This window comes from Euryarchaeota archaeon, assembly GCA_016207515.1.
In the GTDB taxonomy this organism is placed as follows: domain Archaea; phylum Thermoplasmatota; class SW-10-69-26; order JACQPN01; family JACQPN01; genus JACQPN01.
The window spans coordinates 90197-105624 of record JACQPN010000019.1; the positions used below are offsets into that span (position 1 = coordinate 90197).

Annotated in this window: 15 protein-coding genes and 1 tRNA gene; 5 read left to right on the forward strand and 11 right to left on the reverse strand. The window is 62.3% G+C overall.

All coding sequences use genetic code 11. The features are described from left to right. Nucleotides 1-71: 71 nt before the first annotated feature. A complete protein-coding gene (locus HY556_07950; protein ID MBI4393710.1) occupies nt 72-524 on the reverse strand; it encodes a hypothetical protein in 453 nt (150 codons plus the stop codon). Continuing rightward, nucleotides 521-988 (reverse strand): pyruvoyl-dependent arginine decarboxylase, encoded by a 468-nt coding sequence (locus tag HY556_07955; GenBank protein MBI4393711.1) that lies wholly within the window; start codon nt 986-988, stop codon nt 521-523. Before HY556_07955 ends, HY556_07950 begins: the two co-directional genes overlap by 4 nt. Before the next feature lie 155 nt (nt 989-1143). On the opposite strand from HY556_07955, the gene asnS reads away from it, so the two are divergent. Beyond that, a complete protein-coding gene (asnS, locus tag HY556_07960; protein ID MBI4393712.1) occupies nt 1144-2439 on the forward strand; it encodes an asparagine--tRNA ligase in 1296 nt (431 codons plus the stop codon). Nucleotides 2440-2623: 184 nt separating this feature from the next. Here asnS and HY556_07965 read toward each other — a convergent pair whose 3' ends face one another. From HY556_07965 to HY556_07985, 5 genes are all read right to left on the reverse strand, one after another. Beyond that, nucleotides 2624-3190: a zinc ribbon domain-containing protein gene (locus HY556_07965; GenBank protein MBI4393713.1), complete on the reverse strand. Its 567-nt coding sequence runs from the start codon at nt 3188-3190 to the stop codon at nt 2624-2626. A gap of 12 nt (nt 3191-3202) precedes the next feature. Next, complete coding sequence (locus tag HY556_07970) at nt 3203-4048, reverse strand: hypothetical protein (GenBank protein MBI4393714.1); 846 nt, start codon at nt 4046-4048, stop codon at nt 3203-3205. 610 nt (nt 4049-4658) lie between these two features. After that, nucleotides 4659-4958 carry a hypothetical protein gene (locus HY556_07975; GenBank protein ID MBI4393715.1) on the reverse strand — a complete coding sequence of 100 codons (300 nt, stop codon included), beginning with the start codon at nt 4956-4958 and terminating at the stop codon, nt 4659-4661. A 105-nt stretch (nt 4959-5063) separates the two neighbouring features. After that, nucleotides 5064-5147, reverse strand: a tRNA-Phe gene (locus HY556_07980). Nucleotides 5148-5311: 164 nt separating this feature from the next. Then, nucleotides 5312-6481 carry an MFS transporter gene (locus HY556_07985; protein ID MBI4393716.1) on the reverse strand — a complete coding sequence of 390 codons (1170 nt, stop codon included), beginning with the start codon at nt 6479-6481 and terminating at the stop codon, nt 5312-5314. A 90-nt stretch (nt 6482-6571) separates the two neighbouring features. Between HY556_07985 and HY556_07990 the strand changes: the two genes are divergently transcribed. The 4 genes from HY556_07990 (at nt 6572) to alaS (ending at nt 13013) form a co-directional block, all read left to right on the forward strand. After that, entirely contained in the window at nt 6572-7705 is a 1134-nt protein-coding gene (locus HY556_07990) for an alanine--glyoxylate aminotransferase family protein (GenBank protein MBI4393717.1), read from the forward strand. Between the two features lie 48 nt (nt 7706-7753). Then, nucleotides 7754-8821 carry an ABC transporter ATP-binding protein gene (locus HY556_07995; GenBank protein ID MBI4393718.1) on the forward strand — a complete coding sequence of 356 codons (1068 nt, stop codon included), beginning with the start codon at nt 7754-7756 and terminating at the stop codon, nt 8819-8821. Nucleotides 8822-8849: 28 nt separating this feature from the next. Next, nucleotides 8850-10163: a hypothetical protein gene (locus HY556_08000; protein MBI4393719.1), complete on the forward strand. Its 1314-nt coding sequence runs from the start codon at nt 8850-8852 to the stop codon at nt 10161-10163. A gap of 84 nt (nt 10164-10247) precedes the next feature. Next, a complete protein-coding gene (gene alaS, locus HY556_08005) occupies nt 10248-13013 on the forward strand; it encodes an alanine--tRNA ligase (protein MBI4393720.1) in 2766 nt (921 codons plus the stop codon). 41 nt (nt 13014-13054) lie between these two features. Here the strand turns inward: alaS and HY556_08010 are convergent, their stop codons facing one another. The 4 genes from HY556_08010 to HY556_08025 all read right to left on the reverse strand — a co-directional run bounded on the left by HY556_08010 (nt 13055) and on the right by HY556_08025 (nt 15407). Next, a complete protein-coding gene (locus tag HY556_08010) occupies nt 13055-13984 on the reverse strand; it encodes a cation transporter (protein MBI4393721.1) in 930 nt (309 codons plus the stop codon). Nucleotides 13985-14137: 153 nt separating this feature from the next. Further along, nucleotides 14138-14737, reverse strand: coding sequence for a DUF655 domain-containing protein (locus tag HY556_08015; GenBank protein MBI4393722.1), 600 nt, complete (start codon nt 14735-14737; stop codon nt 14138-14140). An 11-nt stretch (nt 14738-14748) separates the two neighbouring features. Next, nucleotides 14749-15090: a hypothetical protein gene (locus HY556_08020; GenBank protein ID MBI4393723.1), complete on the reverse strand. Its 342-nt coding sequence runs from the start codon at nt 15088-15090 to the stop codon at nt 14749-14751. Beyond that, a complete protein-coding gene (locus HY556_08025) occupies nt 15090-15407 on the reverse strand; it encodes a 50S ribosomal protein L21e (protein ID MBI4393724.1) in 318 nt (105 codons plus the stop codon). The genes HY556_08020 and HY556_08025 overlap by 1 nt, the downstream gene beginning before the upstream one ends. Nucleotides 15408-15428: the final 21 nt, after the last annotated feature.

Below are 15428 nucleotides of genomic sequence, written 5' to 3' on the forward strand. Positions count from 1 at the left end.
GAAACGCGTTCGAGATGCCGTCAAGAGCGCGACCTAGGGGGCTACAAGTGGCGCCCTGAGGGACATCCCGGTCAGACGAAACGGAATCTTCCGGGCGTGGGTTCGTAGATCACTCCGCCGGCCACCAGCCGTTCGATGTGGGAAGCGGCGCGATCTCCGTCGATGCCTTCGGCCTCCAGCCTTTGCGCGAGACCCTTCTCGTCGAATTCGACCACGCCACCGCGCATGCCCTCGACAAGTGAATCCACGGTCGCGGCCTCCCCGCGCCTTGCCTCGACGCCCATCGGCACGGGGCGGCTTTGGGCCTCGCGGAACTCCTCGTAGGCCTCGAGCTTCCCAGAAAGGCGGACATTCAACTCGCCGAGGGCGCGACGCGCCTCCTCATCGGAATCGGTCGTGTAGAACTTCTTGATCGCCGCCGACTCGTGCCGCTTTCCGCAACGTTGGCACGAGAACGTCTTGGGGGAAAGGTCGATTATCCGCGCGGTCCGGCAGTCGGGGCAGGCCACGACGCCGAACTTCACTTAACGAACACCAATGCCGCAAGGCATGTGCCGTAGTGGTCCATCGGGATGCTCAGTTCCTCGATGACGTAGCGCACGCGAAGGAGCTTGATGCCTCGGAGTTTCGCGATCTCCTCCATCTTCCACCGGAGGATCTCCTGCAGCGCTCGCTTGTTCATGTGGCCGTGGGATTCGGCGACGTAGCCGCCTTGGCCGTCCTCACGAAAACCATATGCGACGCCCGCGCTGATGGTCTCGCCTTCGCTTCCGCGCTGCTGCGCAAGGACGCAATGGGTGATGGCACCCATGGGAAGCTTGGTGCGACCCACCTTCTTGATGCCTATCGGAAGGACGCTCGACACGGGCACAAGGTTCTGTTCCGAGATGCGGGCGCGCATCAGCGCCTCGTCGAAGGCGTTGAGGTCCGATACCTTGCTGATGGCCTTCCCGCTAGTCGCAAAGAATCGTTGGGGAACAATCAGGATGTCGCTCAGCGTCTCACACCTTCGGACCTATAAACCCGTTAGGCCGACGAATCAAGTTTCGATACTTAAGGGTGACGGTGGGCCGCGGCGACCGTGATCGGCGCATGGCCGTCGGGCACAAAAATTCTTGAACGTCGCGACGCTAACACACGCCGATGACCGCCCGCAATTGGACGAAGATCAGCCACATCCTCAAGGGAGAGCCGGGCGCAAGCGTAGCGCTACGAGGTTGGCTCTACCGCATCCGTTCGAGCGGTGGCATCGCGTTCGCGGTCGTTCGCGACGAGACCGGCATCATTCAAGTCGCCGTGAAGAAGGGAAACGTGCCGGAGGAGGACTTCCAACGCGCCGCGAAGACCAGCATCGAAGCGTCGGTGGAACTCGTCGGCGACGTCCACGCCGATCCCCGGGCCCCCGGGGGGAAGGAGATCCGCGCGAAAGAGTTCAAGATCATCGGCGGCTCCACGGATTTCCCCATCTACGAGGATCAATCGACAGAGCACCTCATGGACAAGCGCCACCTGTGGCTACGCTCTCGAAAACTCACCCAGATGATGCGCGTCAAGGCACAGATGCTCCATGGGTTCCGGGACTGGTTCGACGAGAACGGTTTCAGCGAGACGACGCCGTCGGTCATCACGACCAACGCGTGCGAGGGCGGCTCGACGCTTTTCAAGTTCGATTACTTCGGACAGGAGGCGTTCCTGTCCCAAAGCTCGCAGATGTACCTCGAAGCACTCATCTTCAGCCTCGGCAACGTCTGGTGCCTCACGCCGAGCTTCCGCGCCGAAAAGAGCCGCACGACAAAACACCTCACCGAATTCGGCCACCTTGAAGCGGAGGAGCCTTGGGTTGACTACAAAGGAAACATGGAGATCCAGGAGCAACTCGTGTCCCACGTGGCCCAACACGTCGCGAAGACTTGCGAGACGGAACTCGTGGAACTCGGCCGCGAACCCGCCGCGCTGAAGAAGGTGACCGCGCCTTTCAGACGCTACACTTACGACGAGGCCGTCGAAATCCTGCAGAAACGGGGTTTCCCGGACTTCGAGTGGGGCGAGGACTTCGGCCAACCCCACGAGAGAGCGCTCGTCGAGGGCGAGGAGAAGCCCATCTTCGTGACACTCTGGCCGAGCGAGATCAAGGCCTTCTACATGGCGCAGGAGGGAAACCATGCACGCTGCGCGGACATGATCGCCCCCGAGGGATACGGAGAAATCATAGGTGGAAGCGAACGCGGGCTCGACATCGATTACATGAAAAAAAGGCTCGAAGCGGAGGGCGCCAAGTTGGAGGCGTACGAGTGGTACTTCGACTTAAGGAGGTACGGCAGCGTGCCGCACTCAGGGTTCGGGCTCGGCACCGAGCGTGTTCTCACGTGGCTCACGAAGGCCGAGCATATCAGGGATGCGACGCCGTTTCCGCGCACCATTAATCGGGCGTACCCATAGTGCGCGGAAACAAGATGACGAGCGAAGCGAAGTCATCGACGTTTCCGAGAACGACGAACCGGGCCTACCCTTAGTTTTGGGGGCCCTATGATCGTCGAAGGAAAGATCGTTCGACAGCTCAGGCAGCATTTCGGACGGACACCTCGGCCAGGGGTCGGCAGTCATTTCTGCAGCGATCAGTAGCTCAGATGTCGACGCCAGCCGCACGACATCTTTCTTCCTTCTCCTTCGCTCCCTTGGTCGCAAAGTAGGTCACGATCGCGAAGACGATCCCCACGAAGAAGAAGATGAAACCAATGAATATGATTCCAAGACCGGCCCCCGCGGCCACCCCCAAGGCTGCGCCCCCGGACTCGTCCGATGCATCAGCAACCTGTCGGGCCCCGAAAACGGTAGCGCTCAACGGCACGAGGAATGAAAGCACCGTGCAAATCAGCCACATGCGGGGCCACGCTCTGAATTTCGATTTCCCGATCCAGTAGCCTGCCGGCACCGCCACCACGATGGGGAGCCAGGTGGCGCTGAGATAGGTGGCGTGGAAGCTGGCGAAGACCAACACGATCAAGCCGCCGCCAACCGCTGCCCCCCATCGGAAACCCTTGGGAACCTTGAAATTGATCTCCACCGTCCGCAAAACGCGCCCGCAATTGGGACAACTTTGGGCCGTTTTGCTTACATCCTTCCCGCAGTCGGGGCAGCGCGTGAGATTCTGGCCGGGAACGCTTGGAACCACTGGACTGTCCTGGCTCATGGCACGGCCTAATCAATATGGCGGAACCGCCGCGGTCTCGGGCTCCAACATCCAAGAGGCCTCATACTGGACCTTGGCGATGTTTGAATCGCCGGAAGGCTCGAACTGGATCGTCAGGTCGCCTTGGCTGCCCGGGGAGATTGCGTCCGGCCCATCCACGTTATAGGCGTTGAAGGAATTGCCGTCCGCGTTTAAGCCCTTCCAGTAGAACTGACTTCCATCGACCTTCTCCTTCGCGTTGTCGTTCTTGACGTGAACGATGATCGTATGACATGTCTTGTCGTCGCCAAAGATGCACCCCCCGACCGTCTTCTCGGCCGAAGTTACTGTGATTCCGATGTTGGCCGTCCATGGCGTTATCGCATAGGGGGGAATCGCGGCGGTCGCGGCTTCGCTCATCCAGATCGCCCTGTATCGAAGTGTAGTCAGGATTGCAGTGCCAGTGGAGTCAAACCTGAGGGTGAGGTCCCCCTGATTTCCGGGCGTAATTGCGTCGGCCCCTTCCGTATTGGGCGTCTTTATGATGGTTCCGTTTGAACTCGCCGCCTCCCAATAGAACATGTTGTTGGAAAAATCCTCTTTCGTATTGTTGTTCAAGACGTGGACGGTGAGCGTATGGCAGACTTTGTCCTTCGCGGAGAAAACGCAACCGCCTACCAGCGCCGAAGCAGCGGTAACGGTTAGCGAGATGTTCGGTTTGGTTAACTCCGGGTTGCTCGTGCACCCCGCGAGTGGCAACGCAATCAGCAGGCCAATGGTCAGCAAAACGTTTCGATTCATCACGACCCCGCCATCAGGCGTAAATGGGGAATCCCCATAAATAATCATCCACAAATAAAGAGAAAGCCAGAATGGCATTCTTATAGGGGGATGCCACGAAGAGGAGAAGACCGCGGAAAGCCCCGACTCATCGACCGTCAGAATCGGGTAGCGCTACCTTCCGAGGTCATGTCCGTTCTGCAGGTGGGGCCCGGTGATTATGTCACGTTCACAGTTGACGGCCAAGATGTGCGGATTCTGAGGGTGCGGTGGTCCGTCGAGAAGAAGTAGGGAGCGCCACTCCGTGGGCCTCTGCGTCCTGCCTGGGCGCCTTGGCCTAGCCAGACAGGTCCAAGAACACATTATCGTCCCCTCCCCGGAAACCACTTGCTGTAGGTTTCGTGGTCCACAATCCGAATAACGCTAACGCAAGGGACGCCAGCGCGATTGAACACGGTATAGAGTAGTCGCCAGAACGACGGCAAGTCTTCGACGTAAAGGCAAGAAAGCCTGTACCTGCCGAGAAGCGCAGGTGGAATGGCGGATCTTCGCACGACTTCGCCGTGGAGCGCGTCCGCGAGCAATGCCTTTTTTATCGCATTGACGCGCCGAACTATTGATTTGGCTCGCTTGGAATGCTCGCGCTCCAGCTGCGAAAGGCCTTCGAAGGCTTCCTCCGTGAGGAAAACGTCCTGGGAACGCACGCCGGTCAAAGTTTGCGGCCGTTTCGGATTGCTTCCGCGAGTTCGGGCGACGCCTCAGGGACCCAAATAATCCCCTTGCTTCCTTCGAGAACGGAGCCGTCCTCCGCAAGAAACCGGAGAATCGCGTTCAAGCTCTGGCGCGTGGTCGAGTGCCGCCACCTCGCAAGCTGTTCGAGAATCGCATTTCGACTGATGGGCTCCTCGGCTTCTTGCAGTATGGCCCGGACGAGCTCAATCGTCGCAAGCGTCGGGTTGGCGCCCGTCTTGGCGAATTTGGGCTTGGGCGGCCTCAGGCTGGGCATCATGGGTATATGGATAAATGGAGGTATATGTAAGCTTGCACCCCCTCCCGCCGACGAAAGTATCGGCGCCCTTGGGGGAGTCGTATGCAGCGCACGCCTAGAGGTGTGCGCCCGGGGCGGGATTCGAACCCGCATGGCTGCTACGCCACTGGCTTTTCAGGCCAGCGTCCTACCAGCTTAGACTACCCGGGCGTGGCGCCGTAGTCTCGGCGCCCGACCCCATTTGGCGATGAGAAAGACTTATGCTTTGTCCCGGCTGATTGGACACTGGCTGCTAGGCCCCCCACCTTCCGGTCGGGGGTCCCCAGTTAGACTACTGGGTTGGGGCCCCTAAGGGGCCCCTCCAATTCCTTCCCCTATTTCCCCCCCGCCATCCCTGTTCCTTTCCTTGGCGAGGCCACGAACATCGCAAGCGACACGAGTGACAACCCGGCCACGACCAGGAAGGGCCACTCGATCCCGTAAGCGTCCGCTATTGCGCCCGCGATGCTCGCCATCAAGGCCCCGCCGCCAAGCTGCAGCGCGAAAACGACACCATACGCCGTTCCACGATCCGCGGCTGCCGTGGTCTCTGCGACATGCGAGAACACGGCCGGGTAGGTCACGAAGAGGAACATGCCTAGAAAGACCATGATCGGCAGGAGGAGCGCCGCGGACGTGTTGAGGAACATGGCCGTGAACGCCGCGCTCATCCCCGCGTACGAGATGATGAGGCCGTTCCTGCGCCCGACGCGGCTGCTGAACTCACCGTAGAAGTACGCTCCGATGACGCCCGTACCGACGGCGGCCGCCAGGAGCAACGCTGCGTCCCTCGGAGCCACGCCGTAACGGTCGACGAAGAGCAGCGGACCGAAATTGGAGGCCACGTTGAACGCGGCACCCCCCACTGCGAAGAGAAAGAGGTCGGACCCGAAGCGGCGCGCCTCGTCGCGTGCGCGCCGGGCCGGGTCGGTGCGAGCCGGAAACGTCTCCTTGACCGGCGCCGTGAGAAGGAGGCCCAACACACCTGCCGAGATGATCATCGTCCCCGAAAGTATGAAAGGCGCGTTCCAACCGTAGACCGCGCCGACGATCCCGGCCGCCGTGATCGCGAACACGTGGCCCACGTTTCCCGCGCTGCTGTTTATCCCGATCGCCTTTTCGCGGCCCCCGCCTTCATACGTGCGCGAGAGCCAGGCGACCCCCAACGGGTGGTAAGTCGATGATCCGATGCGGATGATCATGAGGGCAACGAAAAGCGCCCAGAACGTGTTGGAAATGGCGACGAGGAGGCTTCCCGCCCCAAGGAGGATGATGCCCATGGCAAGGGGGCCGCGGGCCGAGCGACGGTCGCCGAGCTTGCCGAAGTACACTTGTAGGCCGACCGTGAGCACGAGCCCGGCGGCGGTCAAGAGACCGATCTCGGTGTATGAGAGGTCGAAGGCGAGGCGGATCAACGGCATGAGGGCGGGCACGACCGCGCCGCCTCCGTCGTTGACGAGGTGGAAAAGACTCGTCGTAGCGAGCACCCGCTCCTCGACTTTCACGCAACGCACATCGTCCACATGAAGATAAGATTTCAGCCTTTACATTGGCAACCGCCAAATAGGAGCGAAGGAATCACGAGGACGAGACCCGTGCCATTCGACCCCAAGGACAATGTCTTCCTTCTCGCCGGCCCCGTGAAGATGCACACGCGCGTCCTTGGGGCGATGACCGCGCCTACTTTCTCGCACCGGGGCCCCGAGTTCGCGGCAGTGAACAAGGAACTCATCGAGTTGCTCAAGTACGTGTTCCAGACGAAAAACGATGTGGTCGTCCTCTCGGGATCCGGCACTGCCGGGATGGAGGCGGCGGCGTCGAGCCTGCTCGATCCGACCGATCGCGTCGTGGCCATCGAAAACGGCAAGTTCGGGAACAGGATGGCCGACCTCGTCTCGCTCTACGGGAGACCCGAGATCCTCCACTTCGAATGGGGCCAACCGCCGGACCTGGCCGCGGTGGAAGCGGCGGTGGCGAAGCCCGGCACCAAGGCGCTTTTCCTGACGCACAACGAGACGTCCTGCGGGGTCGCGAACCCCCTGAAGGAGATCGCGGCGATGGCCCACCGGCACCGCGTGCTCGTGGTGGCCGATTGCGTCTCATCCATCGGCGGCCTGCCAGTGCCCGTCGATGACTGGGGGATCGACATCGCGATCACTGGAAGCCAGAAGTGCATCGGCGCACCACCTGGCCTTGCCTTCGTGAGTGTGTCGAAGCGGGCCGAGGAGAGGATGCCCCACCCACGGTCGCTCTACCTCAACCTTCGCAGCTACCTCGAGAGGCAACGAAAGGACGGCCAGTACCCGTTCACGCCCGCCACCCACATGTTCCTCGCCGCCCTTGAAGGGTTACGCATGATAAGGGAGGAGACGCGGGAAGCGCGTTTCTCCCGCGTCCACCGGATAGGTGAAGCGACCCGGGCGGCCGCGAAGGCGATGGGCCTGGAACTGTTCCCGACACCGGGCTACGAATCGGACACCGTCACCGCGATCAAGTACCCGAAAGGCGTCGACGATTCGGCGTTTCGAGGGTACTTGCGCGAACGCGGCGTCATAATAAGCGGGGGACAGGACCGGCTCAAGGGGAAGATCTTCCGCCTTGGACACATGGGGACGGTCGAACTGCGGGACATCGCAGGGGCTCTCACGGTCATCGGGGCCGCCCTCGACAAGCAGGGCTTCAAGGCCGACACCGGGGCTAGTCTTGCCGCGTTGCAGTCCCACTTGTGACCTGGAAAATAGCAAACGTTTTCCGGGTGCTCGGGCGTCTCGGGACCCGTGCTTCTTCAAGCCCGGGGACTCGTGAAATCCTACCCTGGAGCCAGGCAGGCGACGCGGAGCCGCGCGCGCTCCAATGCGACGGGCGCCGCAGAGGCTCCCGACCCTCACCGCCCGAGCGAGAAGGACGGCGAGGCAAGGCGCGCCGTGGACGGCGTTTCGTTCGAGGTGAACGCCGGGGAGGTCTTCGGTCTCTTCGGCCCCAACGGGGCCGGCAAGAGCACGAGTCTCCGACTCGTCTCCGGCATGACGCGACCGGACGAGGGGAAGATCTGGGTCTGCGGCGTCGATGCCGTGGCGCGGCCGAACGACGTGCGAGGCCAGATGTCGATCCTCCTCGAGGCGCCCCTTGTCTACGAGGGGCTCACCGCGCGCGATTACCTACGCACCTTTGCCCGCGTATCTGGCCTTTCGAGCGCGCGTTCAAGGCAACGCGTCGATGAAGTGTGCCGGCTCATTGACGTCGCGAAACTCATGGACAAGAGGCTTGTCCACATGAGCCTCGGCGAACGGCAACGCATGGAGATAGCGCGCGTTCTCATACCTGACAGGAAGCTCTTGGTGCTTGACGAGCCGTTCAACGGCGTCGACGTGGAGATGCGTAGAAGGATCCGAGAGCACCTACGGACGCTGCTCAAGGACGGCCATGGGATAATCTTCACGTCCCACAACCTGGTCGAGAGCGAAGGCTTCGTGGACCGGTTCGCGTTCATCGTGAGCGGGCGCATCCTCGCGGTGGGGGGAGCGAAGGATCTTCGGGAGAAGTTCCTTCTCCCGGTCTTCCGCCTCGATGTCACGGACCGCAAGAAAGCGCGAAGGCTGATCGAGGACCTTCCTTCGGTGCGCGACGTCCAGGACGACGATTCGGCCTTGCGCGTCGTGTTCGACAGGCGGGAGTCTGCCGCCGGCGTCGTACGGGTCCTTGTCGAAGGCGGCGTCGGGGTCCTGGAGCTACGAGGGGCGGGCACGATGGAAGACGTGTTCTTCAAACTCGCCGACAGCCGCGGCGCCTCGGCCGAGCGCGGGCCGAACCCTCGAAACGATCCGGAGGGTGGTCGCGGCGCCTAGTCACCGTTTCTCATTTGTCCTCGGAATCGTGTCGAAGGACCTGCGGGACGTGAAATGGATCCTCGTACCTGCCCTTGCTTTGTCCTTGGTCCTCGCGGCCGTGTTCCTCGCTGGGCGGGAAGAGGCGCGCCCGATAGGCGAACCGGGAGGCGACGTACGGGACGCTTCGCACGACATCCTCGGCGCGAGAGTCGTCGCGGGCGCGGGGGACTCCTTGACGCTCGTCGTCGAGACGAGGGCCCGTCCCACGGACGGTTCGTTCTTCGTAGGGTTCCTTTCCACAATAGGCGACGGCGGGACCGTCGCGACGCCGCACCTTGTCGTGGTGAATGCCAGCTCCAACGGTACGGGCTGGACATCGAAGGCCGGCCTCGCGATCCGCACCATCGCCCCCCGATCCAACGAACTCCCATCGACGCCGACCCATACCGCCATTCCATCGACGGCAAGTGCCGGCGACGACGGGCTGTCGATCGGCCTGGACCTGGTGTCGATCGGCGGCGAACGCTTCGGAGACCAGCTGTACGCCATCCGACTCCTGACGCTTGACGAGGACGGGGCAAAGGTCGACCAACTGGACACGGAGACGCTCGATGTTTTCTACTCCTCTAAGGTGCCGCGCGCCGCGCCGGAACGCGTGAGATCGTCGGTGACTGGGCAATTGTCCTTCGGCGCCGTCGTGGCCTTCATAGGTCTCGTCACCCTCACAAGCAGGCTCTACGGACGCGAGGTGACGCGAGGAACCGTGAAGATCCTCGCCTCCTACCCCGTCGGCGTGAATTGGCTCCACTTCGCGAAATCGTTGAGCATCACCTTCTCCGTGGGTGTCCTGTTGCTCGTCGTCACGCTCCTCGCACTCCCGAACGTTATTGCGACGATCCCGGGCGAGTCGCTCCTTCCCGTGCTCTTCGGGCCTTTTTTGGCCCTTGTGGGGGCGGTCGGCCTCATAGTATTCGAAGCATTCGCGCTTTCGAACGTCCTCTACTCCTGGCGTAAGAGTGCCCGCCATGGGCCGACGCTACTGGTCCCTCTCATCAGCGTGCTGGGCCTTGCCACGACGCTGGCCGCATCCGGGACGGTCATCTCGATATATTCCGCCGCGCAACGCGAGATCGCCGGAAGCGTGGCGCCCGCCGAAGAACTGGCCGGCGTCGGCGGGGCCCTCACCACGATCGGGACGCTTCTTCCCTTCCGCCTCGCCGGCGAATCGGCCGCTTGGTTAGCCGGCCCGGGCCCCGCGCCCGGGGCGACGATCGCCGCGGTCGCGGTATTCATGCTATTGGCCGCGGCGGGGGTCGAGGCGGGCCGCCGGACCTACGTGGACGTGTTCTTCAACGACTAGACGGGCCCGCGGCGAGGGGGCTTCCATGGCCCAAGAACCGGGCCCGCTAAGCCTAAATACCGGGTCCCCGTAGTCGCCGCGTCGATGCTCGAAGCAGAGTACGACCTCCGCTATTTCAAGGAAAACGGCTTCTCCCGCCGCAAGTGCGCCCAATGCAATTCCTACTTTTGGAGCCAAGACCAGAAGCGGACGCTATGCGGGGATCCACCATGCAACGAGTACACCTTCATCGGTGCCCCGGAGGCGAAGAAACCCCTAGACCTCCGCGAGATGCGAGAGACCTTCCTCCGGTTCTTCGAGGCGCATGGCCACACGCGCGTGAAACGGTTTCCTGTTGTGGCGCGTTGGCGCGACGACATATACCTCACCATAGCGTCGATCGCTGACTTCCAACCGCATGTGACGAGCGGTGAGGTCCCGCCGCCCGCGAACCCACTATGCATCAGTCAACCGTGCATCCGCTTGAACGACGTCGACTCCGTCGGCAAAAGCGGTCGCCACCTCACGAACTTCGAGATGATGGCGCACCACGCGTTCAACAGCAAGGAGTTCGGCCAACCATACTTCAAGGAGGAATGCACGAAGTACTGCCACGAATTCCTCACGAAGGAGCTTGGCATCCCGGGCGCTTCGGTGACTTACAAGGAGAAGCCTTGGGCAGGAGGCGGCAACGCCGGGGCGGCCTTCGAGGTGCTCGTCGGGGGTCTCGAGGTCGCGACCCTCGTGTTCATGTCGCTTGAGGCGGACCCGGCGGGCCCGATCGAGCTCTACGGCGAGCGGTACAAGCAGATGGACCTCAAGATCGTGGACACGGGGTACGGCCTTGAACGGCTCGTGTGGGCGACGACCGGGAGCCCGACGATCTACGACGCCATCTACCCGGACATGGTCAAACGCCTCGTCGAGAAGGCCGGCCTCTCGCACGACCTTGAGGACCCAAGACACGCAAAGATCCTTTCGGAGACGGCGAGGCTAGCTAGCCTCATGGAAGTGAACACAGGCGCGAAGGTGGCGTCGCTGCGGGAGGCCGTGACGGCGAGGCTTGCCGAACGCGGCGTGAAGACCACGCCAGCGGAGCTCGCCTCCATCATGGGCCCGCTCGAATCCATCTTCGCCGTGATCGACCACACGAGGTGCGTCGCTTTCATGCTAGGCGACGGCATAGTGCCGTCGAACGTCAAGGAAGGGTACCTGGCGCGGCTTCTCATACGTCGCACACTGCGCCTACTGGACGAGTTGGGACTCGACCTGACGCTCGCGGAACTCATCGGCGAACAGCTCGATTCTCTTAGCGGCGACTTCCCGGAACTGTCGCAGGCCCGCGAGACCATCCTGGAGATGTGCACGCTCGAGGCGGAGCGCTACCGCGAGACGATGGAGAAGGGATCGCGCCTCGTGGAGCGCGAAGCGGGGAAGCTCAAGGAGAAGGGATTCACCGAAGAGAAACTCATCGAATTCTACGACACGCACGGTCTTCCGCCCGACATCGTGAGCGCGGTCGCGCGTGAAAAAGGCGTCAAAGTCGAAGTCCCGGACGACTTCTATCAACGCGTCGCGGCGCTACACAGCAGGGAGACGGCCACGAAACCGGTCAAGGCCAAGATGGAATTCCCGAAGACACGCCTCATCTACTACGAGAGCCAGGACACGCGCGAGTTCGAAGCGATCGTCCTTGGCGTGAAAAACGACGAGGTCGTGCTCGACGGCACGGCGTTCTTCGCCGAAAAAGGCGGCCAACCGGCAGACCACGGATTCCTGTCGACGGCCGACGCGATGGCGGAAGTGAAGGACGTACAGATCCGAGACGGCGTGGTCGTGCACACGATAGAGCCGAAGAACGCAAAGGTTCGGCGCGGCGAGGTCGTGCGCGGCCGGGTGGATTGGGGGCGACGCACCAGCCACACGCGCCACCACAGCGCCACCCACATCCTCCTGGCCTCGACGCGCAGGGTCCTGGGGCCGCATGTCTGGCAGGCCGGCGTGCAAAAAGGCGCCGAGAGGTCGCGCCTTGATGTGACGCACTTCAGGAACATCAGTGAGGAGGAGCTTCGCGAGATCGAGGCGCTCGCGAACACCGTCGTCCTTGAAGGTTACCCGGTGGAGAAACTGTGGCTCGACCGCAACGAGGCGGAGAAGCGGTTCGGCTTCCAACTCTACCAAGGCGGGATACCGCCCACGAGGCAGGTCCGCGTCGTCAAGATCGGCGACTTCGACGTTGAGTGCTGCGGCGGGACGCACGTGAAGACCACGACCGAGGTGGGACCCATCAAGATCCTCAAGGCCGAGCGTATCCAGGACGGGATAATCCGGCTCGAATTCTCGGCCGGGCTCGCAGCCTTACGCCGCATCCAGGAGAAGGACGCGATACTCAAGGAAGCAGCCCAGGTGTTCGACGTGCTTCCCGAGCAATTGCCAAAGACCGCTGAAAGGTTCCTCACCGAATGGAAGGAGCTGCGAAAACAGGTGGAGGCCCTCAAGCCTTACGCGGCCGTCGTGCATAAGCAGGAGCTTCTTTCGACCGCGACAACCGTCGGAAACGTGCGCCTCGCCGTCCGGACCGACGAGTCGGACATGGACGACCTTGTGCTCCTCGCCAGCGAAGCGACGAAGGGGACGTCGACCATCGTCATCCTTGGGTCAACGAAGGGCGGGGCGAAGATCGTGGTGGCCCGCTCAGACGACCTGAAAGTGAACTCTGGCGACGTCGTGCGGGAGGCGTGCAAGGCGATGGGAGGAGGAGGCGGTGGAAAACCGAACCTCGCGCAGGGCGGCGGGCCCGATGCATCGAAGCTTCCCTTGGCGATGAAGAGGGCCGAGGAAGTCGTGCGAGACGCTTTGGCGAAGGCTTAGTTTCCTGGAAAGGCGAATGGTCTTGCGGTTTTCCGGCCTTATCACCCTGTGGGGCCTTTGCCCAGCTTTCTTGGTTCCACGTAGACGTACTTGAGGACCGGCAGCGCGGTCTTGAGAGCGGATTCTAGCCTCACGAGCGTCGCCTCGATCTCGTGCGAGGGCATCCCATCGACGAGGTCCACTTCGAGCCCCAACAGCACGGTGTCCGCTCCCAGGTACATGCTCTCGACCGACAAGACACCCTCCACCGCCGCGTCGCCGTCCACCACTTTCCGCACGGTCGACAAGTCCCGCTTGGAGAGGCCACGCCCCACGAGGAGCGCCTCCACTTCTTTGGCAAGAAACACCGCGAATGTCATTAACATGAGGCCGATGATGATGCTCCCGACGCCGTCCCAGACCGGATTCCCCGTATAATGGGTGAGAAGAAGGGCCGCGGCGGCGATTGGGAGCCCGACCAGGGCGAGCGAGTCCTCAACGAGCACGGTGAGAAGGGTCGCGTCCCGGTTCTCTTCGAGGAACTGGCGAAAGCCGACGATGTTGCGGGCACGGGCCGCCTTCTTCGCCTGGCCCAAGGCCACCGAAAGGGACCACGCCTCAAGGATGAACGCGCCAAGGAGGACGCCGAGCGAGAGCGTGATGTCGTCCACCACGTGCGGGTGCTGGATCTTCTCGACTCCTTCGAAAAGCGAGAAAGCACCCGCCACCCCAAAGAGGATTATGGCGACCAGGAACGACCATAGGTAAGCGGCCTTGGACGTCCCGTACGGGTGCTCGTCTGTGGGCGGTCGATGGGAGCGGCGTAGCCCGATGTAGAGCATCACCTGGTTTCCCACGTCGCTGAAGGAGTGGGCGGCCTCGGCTAGCATCGCGGAACTCCCGCCGATGATGGCGGCGAAGAGTTTCACGAGCGCGATCGCGAGGTTTCCAAGGAGTGCGGCGATCACTGCGGTCTTGGTCTCGGTGGCCACGAGGGAGGCGAAGGTGCCTTTGAAGATGGAGGTTTCGGTCGTGGGCGCAAGACCCGTTTGCGCCCGACAAGCCCCGCACCCGTCTCAACGTCCCAGACCCTCGTGTCGGAGTGATCCCCCTTGGGAAGCGTTCTCACCTCGGTGGGAAGGGCCCTAGTGCATCCTTCCGCCGTGTTGGGGCCCGAAGGCGTCCCGGGGCTCGGGGGGCCGGACGAAGAGATGGTACTTCTGGTTGGGGTCCGTTATCTCCAACTCGATCCTATGCGCCAGGAGCTTCGCGGGCTGGTGGAGCTGCTTGACGCGCTCCTCCATGTCCTTGAAGCCCTTGAAAACACCCTTCTTGCGCTCGTTCAAGACGGCCCACATCAGTTTCTTGCCGAGGCCCGGGAGCAATTCCAGGACGTGTAACCTCGTGGTTATCGGAGGCGCCTCGTTGTAGAAGCGGATGAAACGCTCCTCGTTCTTCGTCACCATCGCCTCGATCGCGAAGCGTAGCTCCGATTGCGCCGCATGGGTCATCTCCTCGAAGCGGACTCGGCCACGGACATGGTCGATCTTCTCCCTTTTTTCGGGTTGGTCCTTGCCGACGTAGACGCGCTCGCCCCCGACGAGGACGACGTTCGGTTTTGGCACTATCTCAAGAAGGGCGAAATTCTGCTCTCCGAGGCCGTACGCCAGGGCGTCACGGCCGCGACGTGGGTCGTCTGGCCTGCCTTGGGGCAAGTGGTCCAATATGTAAGCGTACTCCTCCAAGACGGCCGACCTCACTTCTTGTAAGAGAGGACCAATTCAATAATCTTATCTAGCTGCTCTTTCGACAGGTTGGTCTTTTCCTTGTGGAAGAGCCCGCGCAGGTCATCTGGGTGGGTCGGGAGGGTATCGACGATCTTGAAAGCGACTTCGTCGCCGACCACGTTCAACGCCTTTACGGCCTTGAGGAGTTCAGCGGCGGTCTCGGTCGGGAGGCGCCCGAATATCTTCGCGTGCTCCAACGCGAGCTTCTGCTCGTAGGAGAGCTCCTCCTTCCGGTCGGCCTGTTCCTTCTCCAGGATGTCCCGCACCTCGGCCTGCAGGACGCGGCGGCCCTCCGTCGACTGGACCTGCATCACTGCACCTTCTGGACTTGGGACGCCTTGTGTATCTGAAGATGCTCGGGGCGGGCGACCACCGTCTTGTACTTGCCGCCCATCCTGACCCTCAATACGAACGAGGTGCCGCGCCGGCCGGTGACGACGGCCGTCTGGCCGTGGAAGCGGGAATGGGGCTGTCCCTTGTGGACGCTGGGGTTCACGACGATTGCGACGTGATCGCCATCGTCGAAGCTTCGAAGCGAATGGGTCACGGGGGGCCGTCCCCGCTCGCGTAGCTTCTTCTGGAACTTGTGGCGGGTCTTGCTCCTTGGTCCTTTCGATCTCTCTGCCATGGGTGGATCCTCCTTTCGGGG